Origin of the sequence: Georgenia satyanarayanai (assembly GCF_900116375.1) — a bacterium.
GTDB lineage: Bacteria > Actinomycetota > Actinomycetes > Actinomycetales > Actinomycetaceae > Oceanitalea > Oceanitalea nanhaiensis.
Window position 1 is genome coordinate 54,462 of record NZ_UETB01000006.1, and the last position, 24,890, is coordinate 79,351.

The following is a 24,890-nucleotide window of genomic DNA, read 5'->3' on the forward strand; positions in this document are numbered from 1 at the left end:
CCGGTCGGCCCGTCGGCTACCCGGGGCGCGGCCGGTGCGTCAGCGCGTCGACGAAGACGGTGCGGATGTCGGCGGGGTTGCGCGCGAGGTAGCTGCGGCCGCCGGTCTGGGCCGCGATGAGCCGCAGCACCTCCTCGTCGGCGCCGGCGCCCATGCCGACGGTGATGACGGGGATCGGACGGCTCGGGTCGATGCGCTCCTGCAGCTCGGCGAGCAGCTCGTCGAGAGAGATGCCGTCGTCGTCCTCGTTGACGCCGTCGGTGAGCAGGACGACCGAGTTGACGTACCCGGGCTCGTAGCTCTCCTGGACCTGCCGGTAGGCCGCGAGCACGGTGTCGTACAGGCCGGTGTCGGCGCCCGGTCGGGCGTGCTCGGACAGCGTGGCGGCCGCTTCCAGGAGCGTGTCGCGGTGCGTGCCGGCCCCGCTCTCCGCGTGGAGCGGCTCGATCGGTGCGAGCTCGGTCCAGTCGGTGCCGCCGGGGTGGTCGGTGGAGAAGACCCACAGCCCCACCTGGGAGGTGAGCGGGAAGACGCTCATCGCGGTCTGCGCGGAGGCGCCCGCGAGGGCGATCCTCGTCTGGTCGCCGGCCGGCTGGAGCATCGAGCCGGAGACGTCGATGACGGCGAGCATGCGCATGTCGACGGCGACGGTGCGCCACAGCGTCACGACGGCGTCGGCGTCCGCGGTCCCCGGTGGGGGCAGGGTTCCGGCCGCCCCGGCGGGGACGCCGGGGAGGTCGGGGACGGCGTCGTCACCCGGGGCCCGGAAACCCGCCGCCCGCACGTCCGCCACGCCTGCCTCACCGGTGAGGGCCTCCTCGAGCGCGGCCAGCGCCTCCCGCATGCCCACCCCGTTGTCCGTGCCCGGCAGCGGCACCCACGAGTAGGTGAGGGAGGCGGTGCCCTCCGCCGGGACGAGCGCCTCCAGCGGTGTCGCGACGGTGGCGGACCGCTGCTGCGTGACCTGCTGCTCGGTGGCGACGACGGCGCTGGCCCCCTCGACGTCCTCGCCCGCCCAGGTGACCAGCTCGTACGGGTCGGCGACGAGCCGGGACATCTGGATCATCGCGGCACCGAGCAGCCGGTCACCCTCGGGGGTGCCGGCCAGCGCCGTCTGGGCGGAGTGGAGCAGGAGCAGGCTCGCGCTCGACGTCATGGGGTCGGCGATGCGCGGGGCGAGGGGCCCGGAGAGGATCTCCTGCCACGGCTGCGGCCCGTCCACCCCCGCCGACTCCGCCAGCGTGGTGGGCACGGCGATGAGGGCCGGCGTCGTGGCGAGGGTCGCGCCCACGGTGAGCGCAGGGGCGCGGGGGTCCTGGTTGACCCGCTCGACCCAGACGTCGGAGTCGGGGATCCACACCCGGGACAGGACGGTGCCGCCTCGGATCTGCTCCGCGGTGTCCGCCGACGGGCTCGTGGTGACGGAGTAGGTGGTGCACGGGTCCCCGTCCTCCACGCGGTCCGCGGCCGCGACGACGACGGGGGCGAAGTCCGCGGTGGTGGTGACCGGGACGGTGAGCTGCTGGGCGCAGCCGCCACCGGTCGGCGACGGCGCGCCGGTCGGGTCGGTGGCGCCGTCCTCGCGCAGGAGACCCCAGGCGAGCAGCCCGAGCACGACGACGACCACGAGCGCGCCGAGCACTCGTGCCCAGGTGCCCCCGCCACGCGTCGTCGCGTCACCGGCCATGGTGCTAGAACGTAGCCCCTCGACGCGTCCACCGGAAGAGGTTCACCGGCTGACCCTAGGCTCACGTCATGACCACCGACCTGCTCCCCGATGCCCTCCTCGAGCGGATCCGCGGCCGCGCCGCCGGCTACGACCGCGAGAACGCCTTCTTCACCGAGGACCTCGCCGAGCTCGTCGAGGCCGGCTACCTCACCGCGATGGTGCCCACCGAGATGGGCGGCGCCGGACTCAGCCTCGAGGAGATGACCCGCCAGCAGATGCGGCTGGCCGGCGCGGCGCCGGCCACGGCGCTCGCGGTCAACATGCACCACGTGTGGGTGGCCGTGGCACGCATCGTCCGGGCGCGCGGCGACCACTCCTGCGACCTCGTCCTCGAGGAGGCGGCCGCCGGGGAGATCTTCGCCTTCGGGGTCTCCGAGGCCGGCAACGACCTCGTCCTGTTCGGCTCGGCGAGCGACGCCGTGCCCGACGGCGAGGGCGGCTACTCCTTCCACGGCACGAAGATCTTCACCTCCTTCTCGCCGGCGTGGACACGCCTGGGCACCTTCGGCACGGACCGCACCGGCGGGGAGGACCGCAACGTGTGGGGCTTCGTCACCCGCGACGGCGGCGGCGTGGAGGTCCGCGAGGACTGGGACGCGATGGGGATGCGCGCCTCGCAGTCCTGCACGACCGTCCTCGCCGGCGCCCACGCCCCGGCCGAGCGCATCGTTCGCCGCCTCGAGCCCGGACCGACGACGGACCCGTTCGTCTTCGGGATCTTCGCCGCCTTCGAGATCCTCCTCGCGAGCGTCTACACCGGCATCGCGGAGCGGGCGCTCGACGTCGCCGTCGAGACCGTGCACAGGCGCCGCTCGATGGCCGCCGGAGGCGCCCCCTACGCCCACGACCCCGACATCCGCTTCCGGCTCGCCGACGCCGCGATCCAGCTCGACGGCATCTACCCCCAGATCGCCCAGATCGCCCGAGACGTCGACGAGCAGGTGGACCGCGGCGCGCGTTGGCTGCCGCAGCTGTCCGCCGTCAAGACCCGCGCCACGGAGACCGCCAAGGACGTCGTCGAGAAGGCGGTGCGCGTCTCGGGCGGCTCGGCCTACTTCAGCCGCAGCGAGCTCTCCCGCCTCTACCGCGACGTCCTCGCCGGGATCTTCCACCCGAGCGACGACGAGTCGGTCCACCGGGCGTGGGCGGGAGCGCTGCTGGGTCCCGTCCCGGACTGATCAGCGCGGGGTGTGCTGGTGGCTGACGAGCCGCCAGCCGCCGTCGCGCCGCACGTACACACTCGCGACGAGGGCGGAGTAGGCCGCTCCCGTGCGCTCCGCCTCGACGCCGTAGCTGACGACGGCGACGTCCTCGGTGGGACGGAGCACGTCCAGGTCCGTCAGGCGGTGCGAGTCCCAGGGTGCACCGCCCATCGTCTCGAGCACCTGCTCCCGCCCGGCGAGCAGCAGGCCGCCGGGGAAGAGCATGCGGACGTCGTCGTCGAGAACGTCGTCGTAGAAGGCGACGGCGCTCTCCGGACCGCTCGACAGGGCCTGCCAGCCGAGACGTTCGAGGTCCTCGGGACCGGTCATGCGGGGCTCCTTCCGTCCTGCAGCACGCTACCGGGACGAGCAGCCGACGTCAGCCCCGCCGCCTACAGTGGCGGGCATGGAACTCTCCGACGAGCAGTCAGCGCGAGTCGTCGCGATGGCCATGGAGCTGGCGCGACAGGGCGGGACGGCAGAGGTGCTCGAGCTGGTCGACCACGGCCTGCCCGTCGACGTCCAGGACTCCGAGGGCAACACGATGCTCATGCTCGCCGCGTACCACGGGCGGGCGGGCACGGTCCGGGCGCTCGCCGAGCGCGGCGCCGACGTCGACCTGCGCAACGCGCGCGACCAGTCCCCGATCGCCGGTGCCCTGTTCAAGGGCGAGGAGGAGGTCGTCACGGCGCTCCGCGAGGCGGGCGCGGACCTCGACGCCGGCACCCCGAGCGCCCGCGCCGCCGCGGAGATGTTCGGGCGCTCGCACCTCCTGGGCTAGGAACGTCGCGAGGCCCGGGCGACCGTGAAGGTCGCCCGGGCCTCGCCGCTGTCCGTCAGCCCGGTGAGGGTCAGGACTGGGTCAGCGCCGGCTCGTTGTTCGGGTTCGCCTCGAGCGAGTCGAGCGTCCCTGCCGCGAGCGCCTCGATCGCGCGGCGCACGCCCTCACCGTAGGCCGGGTCGGCCAGGGTGCAGTTCTGGATGTGCCGCTCGACGGTGGCCTCGGACGCGCCGTCGATGGCGCGGGCCGTGTTGGCGAACAGCCGCTGCTGCTCCTCGGGGCTCATGAGCCGGAAGAGGTTGCCGGGCTGCTCGTAGTAGTTGTGGTCCTCCTCGCGGTAGTCGAAGCGGTGCGCGGTGCTGCCGACCGCCTGCGTGGGCTCGGCGTAGGAGGGGTCGGCCTGGTAGCGCCCGTAGCTGTTGGGGGTGTAGCTCGGGGTGCTGCCGTGGTTGCCGTCCACCCGGCCCTGACCGTCGCGGTGGTAGGTGTTGACCACCCTCGCAGCGCGGGGGTAGTTCACCGGGATCTGGTGGTGGTTGACGCCCAGGCGGTAGCGGGCGGCGTCGCCGTAGGAGAACAGGCGGCCCTGGAGCATGCGGTCGGGGGAGTAGCCGATGCCGGGGACGACGTTGCCCGGGGTGAAGGCGGCCTGCTCGACGTCCTGGAAGTAGTTCTCCGGGTTGCGGTTGAGCTCGAACTCGCCGACCTCGATGAGCGGGTAGTCCTTCTTCGACCAGACCTTGGTGAGGTCGAAGGGGTGGAAGCGGTAGCTCTGCGCGTCCGCCTCGGGCATGACCTGGATGGAGAAGGTCCACTTCGGGTGGTCGCCGCGCTCGATGGCCTCGTAGAGGTCGCGCTGGGCCGACTCACGGTCCTCGGCGACCAGCTTGGCAGCCTCGGCGTCGGTGAGGTTCTTGATGCCCTGCTGGGTGCGGAAGTGGAACTTCACCCAGAAGCGCTCGTTCTGCGCGTTGATGAAGGAGTAGGTGTGCGAGCCGAAGCCGTGCATGTGGCGGTAGCCGTCGGGGATCCCGCGGTCCGACATGACGATGGTGACCTGGTGCAGGGCCTCGGGGAGGTTGGTCCAGAAGTCCCAGTTGTTCTCCGCCGAGCGCATGTTGGTGCGCGGGTCGCGCTTGACGGCGCGGTTGAGGTCGGGGAAGTGGTGCGGGTCGCGCAGGAAGAACACCGGGGTGTTGTTCCCGACCATGTCCCAGTTGCCCTCCTCGGTGAAGAAGCGCAGGGAGAAGCCGCGGATGTCGCGCTCGGCGTCGGCCGCACCGCGCTCACCGGCCACGGTGGAGAAGCGGGCGAACATCTCGGTCTGCTTGCCGACCTCGGAGAACAGGGCGGCGCGCGTGTACTTGGTGATGTCCTGCGTGACGGTGAAGGTGCCCCAGGCGCCGGAGCCCTTGGCGTGCATGCGCCGCTCGGGGATGACCTCACGGTCGAAGTGCGCGAGCTTCTCGAGGAACCAGACGTCCTGGAGGAGCATCGGGCCACGGGGGCCGGCGGTCACGGCGTTGTCGTTGTCCCAGATGGGGGCGCCGGCGGCAGTGGTGAGCGGCGGGTTGTTGTCCGCGGACATTCATTCTCCTTGTGTGCGTGCGTCGGCACGGCGTGCCGACTCGGGTCTCAGGACTGGGTGCGACAGGCGGGGCAGGTGCCCCAGTAGACGACCTCGGCGGCGTCGATCGAGAAGCCGTGGTCGTCGCTCGCCGTGAGGCAGGGAGCATGACCGACGGCGCAGGGCACGTCGCCGATGTCGCCGCACGTCCGGCACACCACGTGGTGGTGGTTGTCCTCACGGAAGAGCTCGAAGCGGCCGGGGGACCCGTCCGGCTCGATCCTCCGCAGCAGACGCACGTCCGTCAGGGCGTGCAGGACGTCGTAGACCGCCTGGGTGGACACCGTCCCGAGACGCTCCTTGACGAGACGACGGATCTCCTCCGCCGTCGCGTGGGGGTGCGCCTCGACCTCCGCCAGGACCGCGAGACGCGGAGCGGTGACCCGGAGGTCGGCGGCGCGCAGCAGCTCGGCGTGGTCGGTGGGCATGGGGCAACACTAGGGCAGCAAACTGGAACTGTTCAAGTATTGGGGTCCGTCCGGACGGGGAGCCGTGGCGTGGCGCCTGACCCGGCGCGCGGGCGGGCCGTGCCATCATCGGGCGATGAGCACGAGCGGCGCCTTCCCCGAGGGGACCGAGCGGCCCTCGGTCATCGTGCGGCCCGCTCTGCCGTCGGACGCCCGGCGCATCTACGAGCTCGTCGCCCCGTACGCGGAGGAGCGCATCCTCATCGCCAAGGAGCTCATCAGCTACTTCGAGGCGATCCAGGAGTTCCTCGTCGCCGAGCTGCCGGGCGAGGACGGCAGCTGGCAGGTGGTGGGCTGCGGCGCACTCCACGTGATGTGGGACGACATCGCCGAGGTCCGCACGCTCGCCGTCGACCCCGACCACCACCGGCGCGGCGTGGGCTGGCACGTGCTGAGCGCGCTCATCGAGCGGGCGCGGGTGCTGGGCCTGCGGCGCGTCTTCTGCCTCACCTTCGAGGTCGAGTTCTTCCAGCGGATGGGCTTCGAGGTCATCGAGGGCACCCCGGTGGGCACCGACGTCTACGCGCAGATGCTGCGGTCCCACGACGACGGCATCGCCGAGTTCCTCGACCTCGCCCGGGTCAAGCCCAACACCCTGGGCAACTCCCGCATGCTCCTCGAGCTCTAGTCCTCGAGGACGACGACGAGGTCTGCCCGGTCCCGCACCGCGCGGACGAGGGTGGCGTTGGGCTCGTCGGTGCCCTCCGTCCACGCCGCCGCCGAGGCCGGGTCCATGCCGTGCCGTTCGTGGCGCGCCCGCAGCCGGCGGCGCCGCTCCTCGTCGGGCAGCTCCAGGTACCAGACGGCGTCGAGGCACGAGCGGGCGGCGGGCCACGCGCCGTCGTCGAGCAGGAGGTAGTTCCCCTCGGTGACGACGAGACCGGCCTGCGGGGGGACGGCGACGGCCGCGGCCACCGGCTCGTCCAGGTCGCGGTCGAAGTCCGGGGCGTAGACGGTGCCCGCCTCGACGTCGCGCAGCCGGCGCAGCAGGTGGGCGTAGCCGGCGGCGTCGAAGGTGTCCGGTGCTCCCTTGCGGCCGCGACGGCCCAGCGCGCGGAGGACGGCGTTGCTCAGGTGGAACCCGTCCATCGGCACGAGCACCGCCCGGGGCGAGAGCGCGGCCACCAGGCCGGCGGCCAGCGTCGACTTCCCGGCTCCCGGCGGCCCGGCGAGCCCGAGGAGGCGCCGCGGGGCGCCGTCGCCGAGCACTGCGCGGGCCCGGTCGACGAGCTCGGGCAGCGAGGCGTGCAGCGTCGGCGGGGCCACGGCTCAGTGCTCGCGGGGCAGGCGCCGGCGCAGGACGAGGACGACGACGGCGAGCTGGGCGGTCACCGCGCCCAGCGCGAGGAAGAGCACGGTGCGGGCGGGGTCGGCCAGCGCCCAGCCGACCGCCGCGCCCACGCTCCACACGAGGGTGGCCCGCACGACCCGGCGCAGCCGTGCCCGGGTCGCCCCGACGACGTCCGCGAGCGGGCGGCCGACGAGGGCCCCGCGCAGCCCGAGGGCGGCGACGGCAGCGCCCACGAGGGCGAGGAGCTGCCCGCCGCCGAGGATGGTGAGGGTCGGACCGGCGAGGAGCGGGTCGGAGCCGCTGAGCGCGAGGATCGCCGCGGCGACGACGGCCAGGCCGAGGCAGGCGGCACCGCAGCCGACGACGGCGTCACGCAGGGCACGGACGGTGCGTGCCAGCCGGACGTCCGGCGGGACCGAGAGGCTCTCCACCCCGGCACCCTACGTCGCTCCCCGCGAGTCCCGAGAGTCGTGCCGGCCCGCCGGTCCCTCCGGTCGTGCGAGCCGCCGTCGGCGACGGCTGCGGGAACGCCCCGCCCGGCGCGCGGGGCACCGCGCACGCTCGTAGCCTCGTGGCATGAGACGCCGCGCCTCCGCACTGTCAGCCGTGCTCCTCCTTGCCCTCGCCGCGGGCTGTGGCACCAACGACGAGGAGTCCCAGGAGAGGCCGACCGACGCCGAGGAGCGAGACGCCGAGCAGGTGGCCACGTGCGAGGCCTTCTACGAGGGGACCGGGACGCCGCTCGCCGAGCGCGCCGAGGCGGCTCGTGTGGCCCTCGACTCCGGCCAGGTGACCGACGCCGCGACGTACACCGAGATCAACGCGCTCGAGCAGCGGCTGCGGGAGCTCACCCGCGACGCGCACCCCGAGACGGTGCCCGTCCTCGCCGAGATCGCCGCCCCCTTCACGGCAGCCGTCGCCGCGGTCAACGAGGCGCGCGAGCAGGAGGTGCCGGAGGGTGAGGAGCCGGCCTTCCCCGACCTCACCACGATCGACGTCACGGAGGGGGCCGCGGCGCAGGAGACGTTCGCCGAGATGTGCTCCGACGCCGGGTACGAGGCCCCGTAGCTCAGCCGGGCAGCGTCCAGCGACCGGGGGACGGTTCCGTCACCAGACCGTCCGCCAGGAGCGAGGCCAGGGCCCGGTCCGGCTGCGCGACGTCGGCCGCGCCCTCGCGCAGCGGGGCGAGCAGCTCCTCGGTACCCAGCGTGCGGCCGTCGGGCAGCTCCCGGAGCCGGGCCATGACGCGGCCCCGCGCCTGCCGGTCCGTCCCGTGCCACGCCTGCCGGCGTCGTGCGTGGGTGGCCGGCGGGGCGCCGGCCCGCCGCCAGCGGCACCGCTCCACGAGCGGGCAGGCGGTGCACCGCGGGGCGCGCGCGGTGCACACGAGCGCCCCGAGCTCCATGACGCCCTCGTTCCAGCGCACGGAGGTGGCGGCGTCCGCGGGCAGCAGGTCCGCCGCCCCCACCCGCTCCCCGGCGGTGAGACCCGGTGGCGGCAGCGCCCGGCCCGCCACCACGCGGCCGAGGACGCGGCGCACGTTCGTGTCCAGGACGAGCGCGCGGCCGCCGTGGGCGAAGCTGACGACGGCGGCGGCCGTGTAGGCGCCGACACCCGGCAGGCTGAGCAGCTCCTCCTCCGTTCGCGGCACCGCCCCGTCGAAGCGCGCGACGAGCTGCTCGGCGCACTCGCGCAGTCGCAGCGCGCGGCGCGGGTAGCCCAGCCGGTCCCAGGCGCGCAGCACGTCCGCCGGTGCGGCCGCGGCGAGGTCGGCGGGCTCGGGCCACCGCCCCATCCACGCCTCCCAGGCCGGAGCGACGCGTGCCACCGGGGTCTGCTGGGACATCACCTCGCTGACGAGCACGCCCCACGGCGTCGTGCCGGGGCGTCGCCACGGGAGGTCGCGGGCGTGGGCGGTGTACCAGTCGGCCACCGTCGCGTGGAGGTCGGTGAGCATCGCGACCAGTGTGCCCCGTCCCGGCGTGCCGTCCGCACCGCGCGCCCGGACGTGCCTACCGTCGGGGTGTGAGCTCGAGCCCGGACCCGACGCGGCGGCCGGCACGGCCCTCGGCCGCCGTCTACCGGCGCCGCCGTGTCGTGGCGCTGCTCCTCCTGCTCCTCGTCGTGGCCGGCGTCGTGTGGGGCGTCACCACCCTGCTGGGCGGCCGCGACGCGGCGGCCGACGCCCCGCCCGAGCCCGCCGCCGCGGAGGAGGTCGCGACGCCGTCACCGCCGCCCTCGCCCGGGCACGTGGCGGTCTGCGCCGCCGAGGACGTCACGGCCGAGGTCGTGGTGGAGCCGGCCGGCACCGGTGTGAGCGTCGAGATGAGCATGCGGAACACCGGCGAGGTGCCCTGCCTCGTCGACGTGGGGCCCGGCACGCTCGTGGCGGAGGTCGGCTCCGGGACGGACGCCGTGTGGTCCTCGGCGCACTGCGCGGGTGAGGCGACCGAGGAGCTCCTCCTCGACACCGGTTCCGCGACGCCCGTGACCGTGAGCTGGGACGGTCACCGCTCCGCGGAGGGCTGCCCCGGCGACCAGCCGCAGGTGGGCCCGGGCACCTACCGGCTCGCCGTCGCGCTCGACGGCGCTCCGCTCGGCGATGCCGAGGTCTTCACCCTGGGCTGAGCCGGGGACGGCTCAGACGTAGCGCTCGAGGATCGAGGACTCGGCCAGGCGGGAGAGGCCCTCGCGGACCGACCGGGCGCGCTGCGGCCCGACGCCGTCGACCTGCTGGAGGTCCTCGGTGCTCGCCGCGAGGAGCTTCTGGAGCGGTCCGAGGTGCTCGACCAGCGCCGCCACCACCGCGGAGGGCAGGCGGGGGATGCGGGAGAGCATCCGGTAGCCGCGGGGGCTGAGGGGGTCGTCGAGGGACTGGCCGTCGGGCCCGCCGATGCCGAGCGCGCGGGCGATCGCCGACATCTCGATGAGCTCGGCGGAGGTCAGCGCGGCCAGCCGCGCCTGCACGCCGGCGACGTTGTCCGCGGCCCGGGCGCTGTAGTCGCGGATGATGAACTCGCGGTCGGGGGCGAGGCCGCCGATGAGCTCGTCGAGCTGGAGGGACAGCAGCCGCCCGTCCGCGCCGAGCTCGACGACGTAGCCGTCGATCTCGGTGGAGATGCGCGAGACCATCTCGAGGCGCTGGACGACGGTCGTCACGTCGCGGACGGTGACGAGGTCCTCGATCTCCAGGGCCGCCAGCGTGCCGGAGACCTCGTCGAGCCGGGACTTGTAGCGCTCGAGGGTGGCCAGCGCCTGGTGGGCGCGGGAGAGGATGGCGCTGGAGTCCTCCACGACGTGCCGCACACCGTCGACGTAGAGCGCGACGATCCGCATCGACTGGCTCACGGTGATGACGGGGTAGCCGGTCTGCTTGGCCACCCGCTCGGCGGTGCGGTGCCGCATGCCGGACTCGCTCGTCTCGACGCTCGTGTCCGGCATGAGCTGGACGTTGGCGCGGCGGATGCGCTGGCGCGCGTAGTCGACGACGACGGCGCCGTCCATCTTGGCCAGCTCGCGCAGGCGGGTGGCGGAGAACTCGACGTCGAGGTCGAAGCCACCGGAGCAGATCGTCTCGACGAGGTCGTCGTAGCCGAGGACGATGAGCGCGCCGGTGCGTCCGCGCAGGATGCGCTCGAGACCGTCCCGCAGCTCGGTGCCCGGTGCGACGGCCTGCAGGGTGGCGCGCAGCAGGGTGTCGGCCTTGTCAGGCACCTGGTTCTCCTCGGGTCGCGGGGCGGAGCGCCGCACGCACGCCCCGGACGTCATCTTACGGCGCGGACGTGGTGCTCGGTCCCTTCCGGGGCGGGCGGGGTGGACCCGGGCAGGGACGCGAGCAGCGCCTCGTGGACGTTGGCCACGGGCAGCACCGACACCCCGGGGACGGCCTTGAGCTGGTCCGCGCCGTGGCGGGGGACGAGGGCGATGGTGAAGCCGAGCCGGGCGGCCTCGCTCAGCCGCCGCTGGACGCCGACCGTGGCCCGCACGTCCCCGGTGAGCCCGACCTCGCCGATGGCGACGACGCCACCCAGGAGGGGCCGGTCGGCGGCGGCCGAGGTGATGGCGAGCGCGACGGCGAGGTCGACGGCCGGCTCGACCGCCCGGGCCCCGCCCACGGTGGAGACGTACACGTCACGCCCGGTGAGGTCGAGGTTGACCCGGGCCTGGAGGACGGCGAGGGTCATCGCGGTGCGCGAGCCGTCGAGCCCGGACGTGGTGCGGCGCGGGTTGCTCAGCGAGCTCGCGGCGACGAGCGCCTGGATCTCGGTGGGCATGGGCCGGCGGCCCTCGAGGCTCACGGAGGCGCAGGTGCCCGGCACCGGGGTGGAGCGCGACTCGGAGAGGAAGAGGCCGGACGGGTCGGCGAGGCCGCTGATGCCGGTGTCGGTGAGCTCGAAGCACCCGACCTCGTCGGTGGGGCCGTAGCGGTTCTTCGTCGCCCGCAGCAGCCGTAGCCGGGAGTGACGGTCACCGTCGAACTGGCACACGACGTCGACGAGGTGCTCCAGCACCCGCGGGCCGGCGAGGGAGCCGTCCTTCGTCACGTGCCCGACGAGGATGACGGGGACGTGGCGGCGCTTGGCCGCCCCGATGAGCGCGGCGGCGACCTCGCGCACCTGGCTCACCCCGCCCGCTGCGCCGTCGACCTCGGCGGAGGAGATGGTCTGGACCGAGTCGACGACGACGAGGGAGGGCTCGGCGGCCTCGATGTGGCCGAGGACGGTGGCGAGGTCGTTCTCGGCGGTGAGGAGGAGGCGCTCGGCCATCGCCCCGATCCGCTCCGCGCGCAGGCGCACCTGGCTCGCCGACTCCTCCCCGGTGACGTAGAGGACCGAGCCGGTGCCGTGCTCGGCGGCCCGGGCGGCGACGTCGAGGAGGAGGGTGGACTTGCCCGCGCCGGGCTCACCGGCGAGGAGGACGACGGCGCCGGGGACGATCCCGCCACCGAGGACACGGTCGAGCTCACCGACGCCGGTGGGCCGGGCCCGGGCGGTGTCGACGTCGACGTCACCGATGGGCTGGGCGGCGACGGCGGGCCGGGCGGGGGAGGGGGCGCGGCTGCCGGCGGGGGCGCCCGCCTCGCTCACGGTGCCCCAGGCCTGGCACTCCCCGCAGCGGCCCACCCACTTGGCCGTGCTCCACCCGCACTCGGTGCAGCGGTAGGCGGGACGCTGGGTCTTGGTCGAAGCCATGGGGTGACGGTAGCCCGGGCCTCCGACACGGCGGCCCGGGCACTGCTCAGGCGGTGGGGACGGCGTCGATCCGCAGGGTCAGGGTGTGGGCCTCGCCGGGGGTGAGGACGACGAGGTCGGTGCCGGAGTTGAAGGCGTCCGGCGGGCAGGTCATCGGCTCGACCGCGACCCCGCGCCGGTCGACCTTCTCCCCGGAGTAGACCTGCACCCACGGTGCGTCCGCGTGCATCCGGGCGCGGAAGGGGGTGCCCGGGTGCTCGAGCGTCACGGTCCAGCCCCCCTCGGGCAGGCCGGTGTAGGCGTGGTCGACGCGGCGCCCGCCCAGCGGGCGGGGCTCGCGCAGGTCGAGGTCACCGGCGACGTCCCGCAGCCCCACGGGCGCGAGCCGCTCGTCGACCTCGAGCACCCGCGCGCCCGGAGCGGTGAGCGTGCACTCGTCGACGGGCGCGAGGTCGCAGCTGAGGTAGGGGTGGGAGGAGGCGCCGTAGGGCGCCGGGGCGTCACCGAGGTTCGTCGAGGTGATGCTCACGGTGAGGCCCGTCGCGGCGTCGAGGCGGTAGGTGACGGTCGAGCGGAGCCAGAAGGGGTAGCCGTAGCGGGGCGCGAGCTCGGTCGACAGGGTGACCTCGTCCTCGGCGGCCGAGGCGACGTCCCAGGCCACCCAGCACAGCAGCCCGTGGAGGGCGGCGCCGGTCTCGTGCTCGTTGACGGGCACCTCGTGGGCCTCGCCGGCGAACTCGTAACGCCCACCGGTCACGCGGTTGGGCCACGGCACGAGGGTCTTGCCGAGGTAGCCGACCGGCAGCTCGCCCGGGTCGTGCCCGACGACGACGTGGCGGTCGCGCCAGGTGAGCCCGGCCAGGCCCGCACCGACGGTCACGACCGTCGCGCGGTAGTCGCCTGCGGCGAGGGTGAGGACTTCTCCTCCGGGGGTGGTCACGTCGTCGTCCTTCCTGGCGCCACCGGGGCGTGAGCGCTCACACGCATCCTAGGGAACGGGGCGCGAGGCGCGGGCAACGAAGCGCCCGTCAGGGGCGCGCGGCGAAGGCCTCGAGCAGGCTCGAGTCGCCGGAGACGATGATCGTGTCACCGGGGCTGATGCGGGTGGTCTCGGTCGCGTACTCGAAGGCCTCGCCGGGGGACTTCACGCCGAGGACGGTGACCCCGTAGCGGGCGCGGATCTGCGACTCACCGATCGTGAAGCCCTGCGTCTCCCGCGGCGGGCGCATCTTGACGATGGTGAAGCCGTCCTCCATCTCGATGTAGTCGAGCATCCGGCCCGACACCATGTGCGCGACCCGCTGCCCGGCGTCGTGCTCGGGGTAGACCACGTGGTGCGCGCCGATGCGCCGCAGGATGCGTCCGTGCTCCCCGGAGGTCGCCTTCGCCCAGATCTGGGGGATCTCCATGTCGACGAGGTTGGCCGTGATGAGCACGCTCGCCTCGAGGGACGTGCCGACCCCGACGACGACGACGGAGAACTCCTGCGCACCCAGCTGCTCGAGGGCGTCGGGGTTCGTCGCGTCCGCCTCGACGACCGGCAGCCGTCCCGACCACTGGGAGACGAGGTCCTCGTCCCGCTCGACGGCCAGGACCTCCCGTCCGATGTCCTCGAGCGTCGCCGCGAGGGCCGCGCCGAAGCGTCCGAGCCCGATCACGAGCACCGCGCCCGTGCGCGGCAGGTTCCGCTGCGCCATGTGCGTCCCGTCCCTTCTGTCGGTCCCCAGTGTGCCTGGCTCAACCGACGATCGGCGGCTCGGAGGGCATCCGGATGACCCGGCGGCGCTGGCGCAGCGCCAGTGCACCGGCCATCGTCACGGTCCCCAGCCGGCCGGCGAACATGAGCGCCGCGAGCACGTACTGGGCGGCGTCGGGCAGCCCGGGCGTGATCCCGGTGCTCAGTCCCACGGTCGCGAAGGCGGAGATGACCTCGAAGAGCACGAGCTCGAGGTGGTGGTCGGTGAAGTGGAGGAGGAGGAGCGTCCCGACACCGACGAGTGTCGAGCCGAGGAAGGCGACGGCGACGGCGAGGCGGATCGTCGTCGTGCCGACCCGCCGGCCGAAGGCCTCGGCGTCCCGGTCGCCCCGGGCCTCGGCGACGATCGCGAGGACGAGCACGGCGAAGGTCGTCACCTTGATGCCGCCCGCGGTGGACGCCGACCCCCCGCCGACGAACATGAGCGCGTCGGTGACGAACCACGTCGAGTCGCTCGCCGCACCGAGGTCGACGGTGCTCAGCCCCGAGGACCGGGAGTTGACACCGGCGAGCAGCGAGGCGAGCACGCGGTCGGCGACGGGCAGCCGCCCGATCGTGGCGGCGTTGCCCCACTCGAACAGCGCGAAGGCGAGGGAGCCGCCGACGGCGAGCAGCGCGTAGGTCACGACGGTGAGCTTCGTGTGCAGCGACAGCCGCCGCTCCCCGCGTACCCGGCCGACGACGTTGAGGATCACGGGGAAGCCGAGGGCGCCGACGGCGCCACCGATGATGATCGGCAGGCACATCCACCAGTCGCCGACGAAGGGCTCCATCCCGTCCTCGAGGACCACGAAGCCGGCGTTGTTGAAGATCGACAGGGCCATGAACACGGCGTGCCACGAGGCCGCGGCCAGCTCCTCGCCCAGCGCGAGGAAACGGGGGAGGAGGACGAGGAAGAGCACGAGCTCGACGGCGAGCGAGGCGACGACGACGGCGCGCACGAGCGTGCCGACCTCTCCCAGGCGCGTCGTCTTCGTCTCCGACGCGGCGAGCAGCCGCTGGGTCAGGCCGATGCGCCGGGAGACGGCCAGACCGAGGATCGAGGCGAGCGTCATGACGCCGAGGCCGCCGATCTTCACGCCGACGAGGATGACGGCCTGCCCGAAGCCGGACCAGAACGTCGCGGTCGAGACGGTCGTCAGCCCGGTGACGCAGACGGCGGAGACCGCGGTGAAGAGCGCGTCGACGAAGGGGGCGCGCTCCCCGGAGGCCGTCGCCGCGGGCAGCGACAGCAGCGCGGTGACGACGGCGATGATCGCCGCGAAGACCAGCAGCGCCAGCCGTGCGGGGGAGTGGCGCGCCACGTGGTCGACGGCGTCGCGCAGGGCCCCGAGCGCCCGGCTCGGCCAGGGCGCGCGCGCCGTCCTCGCAGCTGTCACCCGCTCACCTTGCCAGACGCAGGCCCGCGCTACCGTGAAGCATGCCCAAGCCGCTGCTCCCGTGGAGCGAGGACCTGCTGGAGTACAACTTCGGCGCCGGCCACCCGATGGCCCCTCTCCGCCTGGCGCTGACGCACCGGCTGCTGGCCGACCTCGGCCTGCTCGACGCCTTCACCGTCACGGACGTCGCCCCCGCCGAGGACGCTGCGCTGCTGCGCGTCCACGAGGAGGGCTACCTCGCTGCCGTCCGCGCGGCGGGGGAGGGGCGGTCGGACCCCGCCCGCGGGCTCGGGGAGACGGACAACCCGATCTTCGGGCAGATCCACGAGGCCGGGGCCCGCGTGGCCGGCTCCACCCTCGCCGCCGCGAGCGCCGTCTGGGCGGGTCGCACCGACCGCGCGCTCAGCCTCGCCGGGGGCATGCACCACGCGATGCCGAACCGGGCGTCGGGCTTCTGCGTGTACAACGACGTCGCCGTGGCCGTCGCCGCCCTCCTCGACGCGGGCGCGGAGCGGGTCGCCTACGTCGACCTGGACGCCCACCACGGCGACGGCGTCGAGCGGGCGTTCTGGGACGACGACCGCGTGCTGACGATCTCCGTCCACCAGCACCCCGGCACCCTGTTCCCCGGCACCGGCTACGCCCAGGACCTCGGGGGGCCCGCCGCGCGCGGGAGCGCGGTCAACGTGCCGCTGCCCCCGGGCACCGGAGACGCCGGCTGGCTGCGGGTCCTCGACGCCGTCGTCGCGCCGCTCGTCGCGGAGTTCCGCCCCCAGCTGCTCGTCACCCAGCACGGCTGCGACTCCCACGGGCTGGACCCGCTCGCCGAGCTCGTCGTCTCCGTGGACGCGCAGCGGCGGGCGGCCCTCCTCATGGCCGAGCTCGCCGACGCGCACGCCGGTGGCCGCTGGGTGGCGACCGGCGGCGGGGGCTACGAGGTGGTCAGCGTCGTGCCGCGGGTGTGGGCGCACCTGGCCGCCGTCGTCGCCGGCCGTCCCCTCGACCCGTCCACCGCGGTGCCCGAGTCGTGGCGGGCGGACGTCACCGGCCTGGCCGACGTCGAGCCTCCGGAGCGGATGACCGACGACGTCGACGCCGCCTACCGCCCGTGGTCCGCGGGCTACAACCCCGACGACGCCGTCGACCGTGCCGTCATGGCCACACGCGGCGCGGTGTTCCCGCTCCACGGGCTCGATCCGCATCTCACCTAGGTGGACGGAACGTTTCCCAAATGGGGCCCGAGGCTCTAGAGTCGTCGCGTATCTCCGCGCGAACGCGCCAAAAATGACAGGTAGGTGGACATGGCCGAGCAACAGGCACCGCGGTTCCTCACCGTGGCCGAGGTTGCCGAGCTCCTCCGGGTCTCGAAGATGACCGTCTACCGCATGGTGCACGCCGGGGAGATCCCCGCCGTCCGGGTGGGCCGCTCCTTCCGTGTCCCGCAGCTGGCCGTCGAGGAGATGCTCAGCAGTGGCATCGGCGACTGGTCCCCGGAGTCCCAGGCCCGCTGAGCCTGCCCTCGCGCGCGGGGCGTGGTCGCGAGACGATCACGCGATGGCGCTCACCCGAACCCTGCTCATCGTCCTGGCCGGCGGCGCGGGATCCCGGCTGGAGACGCTCACCGAGCACCGCGCCAAGCCGGCGTTGCGCTTCGGTGGCAGCCACCGGCTCATCGACTTCCCGCTGTCCAACGCCGCCAACAGCGGGGTGAGGGACGTGTGGGTCCTCGAGCAGTTCGAGCCCGAGTCGATCACCCAGCACCTCGCGGGTGGCCGGCCCTGGGACCTGGACCGCTCCCGCGGCGGGCTCATGCTCCTGGGGCCCCACCGCGGTGACGAGCGCGAGGGCTGGCACGCCGGCACGGCCGACGCGCTGTGGCGCAAGGCCGACCGCATCCGCGAGCACGACCCGGAGGTCGTCGTCGTCGCCTCCGCCGACGCCGTCTACCGGATGGACTACGCCGACGTCGTCGCGCGCCACGTCGCCGGCGACGCCGAGGTCACCATGGTCACCACCCGTCACGACGGCGACTGCTCGCGCTACGGCGTCGTCCGCGTCGAGGAGGGACGGGTGACCGACTACCTCCTCAAGCCCGACGACCCACCCACGCGGATCGTGACGACGGAGGTCTTCGCCTTCACACCCGCCGCCCTGCTCACGACGCTCGAGACCTACGCGGACGAGGCCGATGAGGACGGCCTGGGCGACCTGGGCGAGCAGGTCCTGCCGGCGATGGTGGGCCGTGGCGCCGCCGCGGAGTACCGGCACACCGCCTACTGGCAGGACGTCGGCACGGTCGAGGCCTACTGGTCGGCCCACATGGAGCTGCTCGAGCAGCCTCCCTTCGACCTCGACGACCCGGCGTGGCCGGTCCGCACCCCCGCCCAGCGGCACGTCGGCGCCCGGGTCCACGCCCGCGGGCAGGTCGAGGACTCCCTGCTCTCGCCCGGGGTCGTCGTCGAGGGCACGGTGAGGCGCAGCGTCCTCGCCCCGGGCGTGCAGGTGGCGCCGGGCGCACAGGTCGTCGACTCCGTGCTCCTCGACGACGTGCGGGTGGGACCCGGCGCCACGGTGCGGCGCAGCGTCGTCGACGAGGGGGCGCGCGTGCGTGGTCGCGCGGAGGTCGGCGGGGACGGCGAGGTCACCCTGGTGGGGGCCGGCAGCGTCGTCCACCCGCGCAAGCGCATACCCGCCGGCGGGCGCTACCCGGGGTGACCTGCGTCGCAGAGCCGCGAGGAGGACGCGGAGGCGGTAGACTCGCCGAGTTCAGCGTGTAGTCCCGCGCGCCACCATCCGGCACCACCCACAGCACTGCGAGGTCCCATGGGCTCTGTCATCAAGAAGCGCCGCAAGCGTATGTCGAAGAAGAAGCACCGCAAGCTGCTTCGCAAGACGCGCCACCAGCGTCGCAACAAGAAGTGATCGCCTCCAGGCCCGGCAGACTGCCGGGCCTGGCGCATGTCCGGCCTCCTACGAGCCGATGAGCCGGCGGCGCAGGGCGCGCAGCACGGCCGTCGCCGCCCACACCGCCCCCGCCCAGCCGGCGCCCCGCACCCCCGTGCGCACGTCCTTCTTCACGTCCCGGCGCCGGCGGCGGAAGTCGCGCACCGGCCAGCCCGCGTCCACGGCGTGCAGCCGCATCCGCGGCTCGGGGTTGATCGCGCACGGTGAGCCGACGGTCGAGAGCAGCGGGATGTCGTTCACCGAGTCGCCGTAGGCGTGGCTGCGGGCGAGGTCGATGCCCCGCTCCTGCGCCAGGGCCAGGACGTTGGCCTTCTTGCCCTCCCCGTGGAGCATGTTGCCGCGCAGCTCGCCGGTGTAGACACCGTCCTCGTGCTCGGCGATGGTGCCCAGCGCGCCGGTGGCACCGAGCCGCCCGGCGATGAGGTCGGCGATCTCGGCGGGGGTGGCGGAGACGAGCCAGACCTCGTGCCCCGCGGCGAGGTGCTCCTCGATGAGGGCTCGCGCGCCGGGGAAGATCTTGTTGGCCAGGACCTGGTCGTAGACCTCCTCGCCGATCGAGATGATCTCGGCGACGGTCCGGCCGCGGACGATGCCCAGTGCCCGGGACCGCACCGCGGCGATGCGCCGCACGTCCTCCCCCAGCAGGAAGTAGCGCACCGAGTGGCCGGCGAAGAAGGCGATGTCGCGCAGCCCGAAGAAGTCGCGCCGGTACAGCTCGCGGGCCAGGTGGTAGGCGCTGGCCCCGCGGATGATCGTGTTGTCGACGTCGAAGAAGGCTGCGACCACGGCGCCGTCACGTCCGGGACCCTCCGTCGTCGCGTGCACGTCCCCAGCCTAGGGCGCCGCACGTAGGATCGGCGCGTGCCCGAGTCCCGAGTGGTCCTCTACTCCCGTGCCGGCTGCCACCTGTGCGACGAGGCGCGTGCCGTCGTCGTCGCGGAGTGCGACCGTGCGCAGGTCCCGTGGCGGGAGGTCGACGTCGACGCCGACCCGCAGCTGCAGGCCCGCTACGGGGAGTACGTGCCCGTCGTCGAGGTCGACGGCACCGTCCAGGGCTTCTGGCAGCTGGACCCCGTCCGCGTGCGGACGGCGCTCGCCGCCCCCCGTCCTCCCCACAGCGCCGAGAGCTGAGCTCGTCCGGGGACGAGCTCAGCTCTCGGCGGGGTCCGGGGAGCGTCAGCCCGCGATCGCGGAGATCTCCATGGCGATGCGGATCTTGTCGCCGACGAGCACGCCGCCGGTCTCGAGGGCGGCGTTCCAGGTGAGGCCGAACTCCTTGCGGGAGACCTCGGTGGTGGCGGAGAAACCGACCCGCTTGTTGCCGAAGGGGTCGGTCGCCGCGCCGTTGTACTCGACCGCGAGGGCGACAGGCTTGGTCACCCCGTTGATGGTGAGGTCGCCGTGGACGGTGAACTCCTCACCACTGCCCTCGACGCCGGTGCTGGAGAAGGTCCAGGTGGGCTTGTTCTCGGAGTCCCAGAAGTCGGCGGAGCGCAGGTGGTTGTCACGGTTCTCGTCGCGCGTGTCGACGGAGCCGGACTGGATCGTCACGTTGACCGCGGAGTCGGCGAAGCTCTCGGCGACGGTGATGTCGCCGGCGAACTCGGTGAACTGGCCGCGGACCTTGGAGATGCCGGCGTGACGGACGGTGAAGCCGACCTCCGTGTGCGACGGGTCGATGGTGTAGGTGCCGGGTGCGAGGGTCATGGGGTGGACCTCCAGGTTGATGCAGACGTACTTGACTGTTCAACCATAAACGGGTCGGCGCCGGTGTGCAAGGCCGTCCCCCTTCCCGTGCCGAGGGGTGGGACGGACCTCACCGCTGGTGCCAGGGGGCCGGGGACCTGGCAGCCGCGGAGTTTGCGACACTAGGGGCATGTCCCGAACGACGGTGCACCTCCTGCGCCACGGCGAGGTCCACAACCCCGGCGGCGTCCTGTACGGCCGGCTCGAGGGTTTCCGCCTGTCCGACCGTGGGCAGCAGATGGCGCGGCGGGTGGCCGAGGTCCTCCACGGCAACGGGCACGACCTCCGCCTCGTCCTCGCCTCCCCGCTCCAGCGCGCGCAGGAGACGGCACGTCCCACGGCTCAGGCCTTCGGGCTCGAGGTCGGCACCGACGAGCGCCTCATCGAGGCCGCCAACGACTTCGAGGGCACGACCGTCGGCAGCCAGCGGGCCCGGCTCGCCAGCCCCCGCTACTGGCGCCGCTACGTCAACCCCGCCCGGCCCAGCTGGGGCGAGCCCTACCGCGACCAGGTCGCCCGGATGACGGCCGCCGTGGGCGAGACCCGCCGCCGCCTCGAGGCGCAGGACGGCGGCGAGGCCCTCCTCGTCAGCCACCAGCTGCCCATCTGGGTCACCCGCCTCTTCCTCGAGCGCCGGCCGCTGTGGCACGACCCGCGCAAGCGGCAGTGCTCCCTCGCCTCCCTCACCTCCCTCACCTTCGACGGTCCCCGGCTCGTGGGCCTGGCCTACTGGGAGCCGGCCGCGGACCTCGTCGCCGGTGCCCTCGACCTCCTGCCCGGCGCCTCCGGTGCGGCGATCCCGCGCGCGGACGCCGAGGGCCGCGCATGAGGCGGGCGGCACGGGCCCTGGCCGCCCTCGCGCTCACCGCGCTGACCCTGGCCGGCTGCGCCCCCGCGTCGGACACGCCGCAGGACACGACCGGGGCGGGCTACCAGGCCGGCGACGGCTCGTGGACCACGTGGGAGCAGGGTGAGCGCACCGGCCCCGTCGAGCTCGCCGGCACCACCTACGAGGGCGCGGACGTGGCGCTCGCCGACTGGCGCGGCGACGTCGTCGTCCTCAACTTCTGGTACGCCGCGTGCCCACCGTGCCGCGCGGAGGCGCCCGACCTCGCCGCGATCCACGCGGACTACGCCGAGGACGGCGTCCGGCTGCTCGGCGTCAACCCGCGCGACGACGCCGCCACCGCCCAGGCCTTCGAACGCAGCTTCGAGGTGCCCTACCCGAGCCTCCACGACGAGGCCGCCCGCGGGGTCGCGGCGCTCCAGGGAGTCGTGCCCCTCCAGGCGATGCCGACGACGGTCGTGCTCGACGCCGAGGGCCGGGTGGCCGGCCGTGTCCTCGGACAGATCGACGCCGCCGTGGTGCGCGGCATGATCGACGACGTCCTCGCCGAGGCGGCCCGGTGAGCTGGGACGGCATCGCCGAGACCTTCCAGGCCACCGTCCTGAGCGGCTCGCTGCTCGCCGCCGTGCCCGTGGCGCTCCTGGCCGGCGCGATCTCCTTCGCCTCCCCCTGCGTCCTGCCGCTCATCCCCGGCTACGTCGGCTACCTGGGCGGGATGGCCGGCACGCTCGGCCAGGCGCCGGGAGAGACCGGCCGGACGACGACGGCGACGGCCGCGCGCACCGGACAGGGGCGCCTGCTCCTCGGCGTGCTGCTGTTCGTCCTCGGCTTCAGTGCCGTCTTCGTGCTCCTCGGCGTCGTCTTCGGGGCGCTGGGGGTGGCCCTCGCGCCGTGGCTGGACGTCATCACCCGGGTGATGGGCGTCGTCGTCATCCTCATGGGCCTGGCGTTCATGGGCGCCGTGCCCTTCCTCCAGCGTGACCGCCGGCTGCACCTCAGCCCCCGGGCCGGGCTGTGGGGCGCGCCGCTGCTCGGCGTGGTCTTCGGTCTGGGCTGGGCCCCGTGCATCGGCCCCACCCTCTCCGCGGTGCTCCTCCTGTCCCTGGACGGGGGCGACCCCGCCCGCGGTGCGTTGCTCGCCGCCGCCTACTGCCTGGGCCTGGGCGTGCCGTTCGTCGTCATCGCGCTGCTGTACTCGCGCACGACGCGCGCCTTGGGCTTCCTGCGCCGCCACCGCCTGACGATCATGCGGGTCGGTGGCGCGATGCTCGTCCTCGTCGGCCTCGCGCTCGTCACCGGGCTGTGGGGGCACTTCGCGAGCTGGGTGCAGGGCCTGGTCGCCGGCTTCGTGACGGTGGTGTGATGAGCTACCGCCCCGAGGGCCTGCGCACGATGGACGAGGCCGACGGCGCACCGGCGCCGGCCTCCGCCCCCGCCGGGATCGGCGTCCGCGGCTGGCTGCGCTGGGCCTGGCGCCAGCTCACCTCGATGCGGGTGGCCCTGCTCCTCCTCATGCTGCTCGCCCTCGCGGCGCTGCCGGGGGCCTTCTTCCCGCAGCGGCCGCAGGACCCGGCGGCGGTGGCCGCCTACTACGCCGACAACCCCGGCGCCGCGGAGTGGCTGGAGCGGTTCGGCCTCTTCGACGTCTACGGCGCCCCGTGGTTCGCCGCGATCTACCTGCTGCTGTTCGTCTCGCTCGTCGGCTGCATCCTGCCCCGCACGCGTGCCCACGTGCGGGCGCTGCGGGCCGCGCCCTCGCGGGTGCCGCGCCGCCTGGGCCGCTTCCCCGTCCACGCCACCCACACGACCACGGCGTCCGCCGAGGAGGTCGCCCGCGCGGTGCGTCGCGCCCTGGGCCGGCGCTTCCGGGTCGCCGGGACGGCGGAGGGGATCAGTGCCGAGCGCGGCTACCTCCGGGAGACCGGCAACATCGTCTTCCACCTCTCGCTGGTGGGCGTGCTCGTCGCCCTGGGCGCCGGTCAGATGCTCAGCTACCGCGGGCAGGCCGTCGTCGTCGAGGGCCGCTCCTTCGCCAACGCGCTCGTCGACTACGACTCCTTCACCCCCGGCACGCTCGTCGACACCGACGACCTCGAGCCCTTCACCGTCACCCTCGACGAGCTCACCTCCGAGTTCACCTGGGACGCCCAGGCGCGTGACTTCGCCGCGGACGTCACCATCACCCGGCCGGACGGTGAGAGCCGGAGCGACACCATCCGGGTCAACTACCCCGTCACCGCGGCCGGCGCGAACATCTACCTCGCGGGCAACGGCTACGCCCCGCACCTGACCGTGCGGGACGCCGAGGGCGAGGTCGCCTTCTCCCAGCCGGTGCCGTTCCTGCCGGAGGACGACTTCTACACCTCCCGCGGCGTCGTCAAGGTCCCCGACGTCTCGCCGGGGCTCGAGCAGCTCGGCTTCACCGGGTACCTGCTGCCCAGCGCCGTCGTCGACGAGGCGGGCGCACGCTCGGTGCACCCGCAGCCCAACGCGCCCCTCGTCGTCCTCGACGTCTACACCGGTGACCTCGGCCTGGACGACGGCGTCCCGCAGAACGTCTACGAGCTCGACACCGAGGGGATGACCCCGGTGACGGTGGGCGAGGAGCCGGCCACGATCCTCATCGAGCCCGGGCAGGAGGTCGAGCTGCCCGACGGCCTGGGCACCGTGACCTTCGACTCCCTGCCGCGCTTCGCCGCCCTCGACCTGCGCTACGACCCCTCGCTCACCGTGCTGCTCGTCTCCGCGCTCCTCGCCATGGCCGGGCTGTCCGCGTCGCTCTTCGCGCCTCGCCGCCGCCTGTGGGTGAAGATCGGCACGGACGAGGACGGACGTACAGTTGTCGAGGCGGCCGCGCTCGCCCGCGGCGACGACCCCGGTCTCGAGCCCGAGCTCGAGCGCGTCATGACCGCAGTCCGGGCCGCCGCGCCCACGTCTCAGGAGGACACGTGAACGACCTCGGCCAGCTGAGCCTGCTGGCGATCTACGGCGCGATGGCCGCCTACGGCATCGCGATGGTCGCCTTCGGCATCGACCTGTCCGCCCTGCGTGACGGTGGCCCGGCCGACCGCCCCCGCAAGGCGGTCCGCGTGGCCATGACGACGACGTGGGCGGGCCTGGCCCTGCACGCGACCGGCGTCGTCACCCGCGGGATCGCCGCCGGCCGCGTGCCGTGGGCGAACATGTACGAGTTCTCGATCGTCTTCACCTTCGTCGCGGTGACGACCTTCCTCCTCGTCCAGCGCTGGCGGGACCTGCGCTACCTCGGCGCGCTCGTCGTCACCCCGGTGCTCCTCGCGCTCGGCCTGGCCGTCTCCGTCCTGTACATCGAGGCCGACGGCGTGCGCCCGGCGCTGGACCACTACTGGCTCGTCATCCACGTCTCCGTCGCGACGGCGGCCATCGGCGTCTTCTCCGTGGGCGCCGCGATCTCCGTGGTCCAGCTGGTCAAGGCGCGCGGGGAGGCGACGCGCGCGGTGGTCGAGCGGAAGCCCGCCGTCGCGCTCGCCGGTGGCTCCGGCACCGTGGCCGCCGACACCGCGCCGGCGGAGCGCGACCGCGGCTTCTGGGGCCGGCTGTCGGACGTGCTGCCCGGCTCCGCCGAGCTCGAGCGCCTCGCCTACCGGCTCAACGCCGTCGGCTTCCTCCTGTGGACCTTCACGCTCATCGCCGGTGCCATCTGGGCCGAGCACGCGTGGGGCCGGCCCTGGAACTGGGACCCCAAGGAGGTCGGCACCTTCGTCGTGTGGGTCGTCTACGCCGCCTACCTCCACGCTCGTGCGACGCGTGGGTGGGACGGGCGCAAGGCCGCCTACCTGGGCCTGTCCGGCTTCGGGCTGCTGCTCGTCAACTACTACGTCGTCAACCTCTTCGCGGACACGGTCCACGGCTACGCCTTCTAGGGCCTCG

29 protein-coding genes are annotated in these 24,890 nt (G+C 73.9%); 15 read left to right on the forward strand and 14 right to left on the reverse strand.

The features are described 5' to 3' along the window. Window positions 1–16: 16 nt before the first annotated feature. Window positions 17–1,687: a VWA domain-containing protein gene (locus DSZ44_RS09795; RefSeq protein ID WP_110852448.1), complete on the reverse strand. Its 1,671-nt coding sequence runs from the start codon at window positions 1,685–1,687 to the stop codon at window positions 17–19. 68 nt (window positions 1,688–1,755) lie between these two features. Here DSZ44_RS09795 and DSZ44_RS09800 point away from each other — a divergent pair, with 68 nt between their 5' ends. Then, on the forward strand, window positions 1,756–2,907 hold the full coding sequence (locus tag DSZ44_RS09800) for an acyl-CoA dehydrogenase family protein (RefSeq protein WP_110852449.1): 1,152 nt from the start codon (window positions 1,756–1,758) through the stop codon (window positions 2,905–2,907). On the opposite strand, the gene DSZ44_RS09805 is transcribed toward DSZ44_RS09800, so the two are convergent. After that, window positions 2,908–3,261 (reverse strand): nuclear transport factor 2 family protein, encoded by a 354-nt coding sequence (locus DSZ44_RS09805; protein WP_110852450.1) that lies wholly within the window; start codon window positions 3,259–3,261, stop codon window positions 2,908–2,910. Window positions 3,262–3,337: 76 nt separating this feature from the next. Between DSZ44_RS09805 and DSZ44_RS09810 the strand changes: the two genes are divergently transcribed. Then, the gene (locus tag DSZ44_RS09810) at window positions 3,338–3,712 is read left to right on the forward strand and encodes an ankyrin repeat domain-containing protein (protein WP_110852451.1); all 375 of its coding nucleotides are present in this window, start codon (window positions 3,338–3,340) and stop codon (window positions 3,710–3,712) included. 70 nt (window positions 3,713–3,782) lie between these two features. On the opposite strand, the gene DSZ44_RS09815 is transcribed toward DSZ44_RS09810, so the two are convergent. Both DSZ44_RS09815 and DSZ44_RS09820 read right to left on the reverse strand, forming a co-directional pair. Then, window positions 3,783–5,300 (reverse strand): catalase, encoded by a 1,518-nt coding sequence (locus tag DSZ44_RS09815; RefSeq protein ID WP_110852452.1) that lies wholly within the window; start codon window positions 5,298–5,300, stop codon window positions 3,783–3,785. A 47-nt stretch (window positions 5,301–5,347) separates the two neighbouring features. Continuing rightward, window positions 5,348–5,767 carry a Fur family transcriptional regulator gene (locus tag DSZ44_RS09820; RefSeq protein ID WP_110852453.1) on the reverse strand — a complete coding sequence of 140 codons (420 nt, stop codon included), beginning with the start codon at window positions 5,765–5,767 and terminating at the stop codon, window positions 5,348–5,350. A 115-nt stretch (window positions 5,768–5,882) separates the two neighbouring features. Here DSZ44_RS09820 and DSZ44_RS09825 point away from each other — a divergent pair, with 115 nt between their 5' ends. Beyond that, on the forward strand, window positions 5,883–6,434 hold the full coding sequence (locus DSZ44_RS09825; protein ID WP_110852454.1) for an amino-acid N-acetyltransferase: 552 nt from the start codon (window positions 5,883–5,885) through the stop codon (window positions 6,432–6,434). On the opposite strand, the gene DSZ44_RS09830 is transcribed toward DSZ44_RS09825, so the two are convergent. Both DSZ44_RS09830 and DSZ44_RS09835 read right to left on the reverse strand, forming a co-directional pair. After that, entirely contained in the window at window positions 6,431–7,072 is a 642-nt protein-coding gene (locus DSZ44_RS09830) for a nucleoside/nucleotide kinase family protein (protein WP_258369392.1), read from the reverse strand. The two genes, DSZ44_RS09825 and DSZ44_RS09830, sit on opposite strands and share 4 nt — an antisense overlap. A 3-nt stretch (window positions 7,073–7,075) precedes the next feature. Then, window positions 7,076–7,528: a hypothetical protein gene (locus DSZ44_RS09835; RefSeq protein WP_110852455.1), complete on the reverse strand. Its 453-nt coding sequence runs from the start codon at window positions 7,526–7,528 to the stop codon at window positions 7,076–7,078. A 145-nt stretch (window positions 7,529–7,673) separates the two neighbouring features. Between DSZ44_RS09835 and DSZ44_RS09840 the strand changes: the two genes are divergently transcribed. After that, window positions 7,674–8,165 (forward strand): hypothetical protein, encoded by a 492-nt coding sequence (locus DSZ44_RS09840; RefSeq protein ID WP_146237516.1) that lies wholly within the window; start codon window positions 7,674–7,676, stop codon window positions 8,163–8,165. 1 nt (window position 8,166) lies between these two features. Here DSZ44_RS09840 and DSZ44_RS09845 read toward each other — a convergent pair whose 3' ends face one another. Beyond that, the gene (locus DSZ44_RS09845) at window positions 8,167–9,054 is read right to left on the reverse strand and encodes an HhH-GPD family protein (RefSeq protein ID WP_110852581.1); all 888 of its coding nucleotides are present in this window, start codon (window positions 9,052–9,054) and stop codon (window positions 8,167–8,169) included. A gap of 68 nt (window positions 9,055–9,122) precedes the next feature. On the opposite strand from DSZ44_RS09845, the gene DSZ44_RS09850 reads away from it, so the two are divergent. Next, on the forward strand, window positions 9,123–9,725 hold the full coding sequence (locus DSZ44_RS09850; RefSeq protein ID WP_110852457.1) for a hypothetical protein: 603 nt from the start codon (window positions 9,123–9,125) through the stop codon (window positions 9,723–9,725). 12 nt (window positions 9,726–9,737) lie between these two features. On the opposite strand, the gene disA is transcribed toward DSZ44_RS09850, so the two are convergent. The 5 genes from disA to DSZ44_RS09875 form a co-directional block, all read right to left on the reverse strand. Next, window positions 9,738–10,811 (reverse strand): DNA integrity scanning diadenylate cyclase DisA, encoded by a 1,074-nt coding sequence (disA, locus tag DSZ44_RS09855; RefSeq protein ID WP_258369393.1) that lies wholly within the window; start codon window positions 10,809–10,811, stop codon window positions 9,738–9,740. A 50-nt stretch (window positions 10,812–10,861) separates the two neighbouring features. Continuing rightward, window positions 10,862–12,289 (reverse strand): DNA repair protein RadA, encoded by a 1,428-nt coding sequence (radA, locus tag DSZ44_RS09860; RefSeq protein WP_110852459.1) that lies wholly within the window; start codon window positions 12,287–12,289, stop codon window positions 10,862–10,864. 46 nt (window positions 12,290–12,335) lie between these two features. Beyond that, complete coding sequence (locus DSZ44_RS09865; RefSeq protein ID WP_110852460.1) at window positions 12,336–13,229, reverse strand: aldose-1-epimerase; 894 nt, start codon at window positions 13,227–13,229, stop codon at window positions 12,336–12,338. Between the two features lie 88 nt (window positions 13,230–13,317). Further along, complete coding sequence (locus DSZ44_RS09870; protein ID WP_110852461.1) at window positions 13,318–13,986, reverse strand: potassium channel family protein; 669 nt, start codon at window positions 13,984–13,986, stop codon at window positions 13,318–13,320. 40 nt (window positions 13,987–14,026) lie between these two features. Then, a complete protein-coding gene (locus DSZ44_RS09875) occupies window positions 14,027–15,424 on the reverse strand; it encodes a TrkH family potassium uptake protein (protein WP_110852462.1) in 1,398 nt (465 codons plus the stop codon). Between the two features lie 41 nt (window positions 15,425–15,465). On the opposite strand from DSZ44_RS09875, the gene DSZ44_RS09880 reads away from it, so the two are divergent. The 4 genes from DSZ44_RS09880 (at window position 15,466) to DSZ44_RS09895 (ending at window position 18,346) form a co-directional block, all read left to right on the forward strand. Continuing rightward, a complete protein-coding gene (locus DSZ44_RS09880) occupies window positions 15,466–16,635 on the forward strand; it encodes an acetoin utilization protein AcuC (protein WP_110852463.1) in 1,170 nt (389 codons plus the stop codon). A 90-nt stretch (window positions 16,636–16,725) separates the two neighbouring features. After that, window positions 16,726–16,935, forward strand: coding sequence for a helix-turn-helix domain-containing protein (locus tag DSZ44_RS09885; RefSeq protein ID WP_110852582.1), 210 nt, complete (start codon window positions 16,726–16,728; stop codon window positions 16,933–16,935). Between the two features lie 43 nt (window positions 16,936–16,978). Then, entirely contained in the window at window positions 16,979–18,139 is a 1,161-nt protein-coding gene (locus tag DSZ44_RS09890; protein ID WP_110852464.1) for a glucose-1-phosphate adenylyltransferase family protein, read from the forward strand. Between the two features lie 108 nt (window positions 18,140–18,247). Further along, window positions 18,248–18,346: a 30S ribosomal protein bS22 gene (locus DSZ44_RS09895; RefSeq protein ID WP_005504750.1), complete on the forward strand. Its 99-nt coding sequence runs from the start codon at window positions 18,248–18,250 to the stop codon at window positions 18,344–18,346. A 48-nt stretch (window positions 18,347–18,394) separates the two neighbouring features. On the opposite strand, the gene DSZ44_RS09900 is transcribed toward DSZ44_RS09895, so the two are convergent. Continuing rightward, window positions 18,395–19,213, reverse strand: a complete 819-nt coding sequence (locus tag DSZ44_RS09900; RefSeq protein WP_309146709.1) for an HAD family hydrolase — start codon at window positions 19,211–19,213, stop codon at window positions 18,395–18,397. A 36-nt stretch (window positions 19,214–19,249) separates the two neighbouring features. Between DSZ44_RS09900 and DSZ44_RS09905 the strand changes: the two genes are divergently transcribed. Continuing rightward, window positions 19,250–19,519, forward strand: coding sequence for a glutaredoxin family protein (locus tag DSZ44_RS09905; RefSeq protein ID WP_258369394.1), 270 nt, complete (start codon window positions 19,250–19,252; stop codon window positions 19,517–19,519). 45 nt (window positions 19,520–19,564) lie between these two features. Here DSZ44_RS09905 and DSZ44_RS09910 read toward each other — a convergent pair whose 3' ends face one another. Further along, window positions 19,565–20,095, reverse strand: a complete 531-nt coding sequence (locus tag DSZ44_RS09910; RefSeq protein WP_110852466.1) for a YceI family protein — start codon at window positions 20,093–20,095, stop codon at window positions 19,565–19,567. Window positions 20,096–20,264: 169 nt separating this feature from the next. Here DSZ44_RS09910 and DSZ44_RS09915 point away from each other — a divergent pair, with 169 nt between their 5' ends. The 5 genes from DSZ44_RS09915 to ccsB are packed head-to-tail and all read left to right on the forward strand — an operon-like array spanning window position 20,265 to window position 24,883. After that, window positions 20,265–20,963 carry a histidine phosphatase family protein gene (locus DSZ44_RS09915; protein WP_110852467.1) on the forward strand — a complete coding sequence of 233 codons (699 nt, stop codon included), beginning with the start codon at window positions 20,265–20,267 and terminating at the stop codon, window positions 20,961–20,963. Continuing rightward, window positions 20,960–21,544, forward strand: a complete 585-nt coding sequence (locus tag DSZ44_RS09920) for a TlpA family protein disulfide reductase (protein WP_110852468.1) — start codon at window positions 20,960–20,962, stop codon at window positions 21,542–21,544. Before DSZ44_RS09915 ends, DSZ44_RS09920 begins: the two co-directional genes overlap by 4 nt. After that, entirely contained in the window at window positions 21,541–22,344 is an 804-nt protein-coding gene (locus DSZ44_RS09925; protein WP_110852469.1) for a cytochrome c biogenesis CcdA family protein, read from the forward strand. The genes DSZ44_RS09920 and DSZ44_RS09925 overlap by 4 nt, the downstream gene beginning before the upstream one ends. After that, window positions 22,344–23,933 carry a cytochrome c biogenesis protein ResB gene (gene resB, locus DSZ44_RS09930; protein ID WP_110852470.1) on the forward strand — a complete coding sequence of 530 codons (1,590 nt, stop codon included), beginning with the start codon at window positions 22,344–22,346 and terminating at the stop codon, window positions 23,931–23,933. The genes DSZ44_RS09925 and resB overlap by 1 nt, the downstream gene beginning before the upstream one ends. After that, on the forward strand, window positions 23,930–24,883 hold the full coding sequence (ccsB, locus tag DSZ44_RS09935; RefSeq protein ID WP_258369395.1) for a c-type cytochrome biogenesis protein CcsB: 954 nt from the start codon (window positions 23,930–23,932) through the stop codon (window positions 24,881–24,883). The genes resB and ccsB overlap by 4 nt, the downstream gene beginning before the upstream one ends. Window positions 24,884–24,890: the final 7 nt, after the last annotated feature.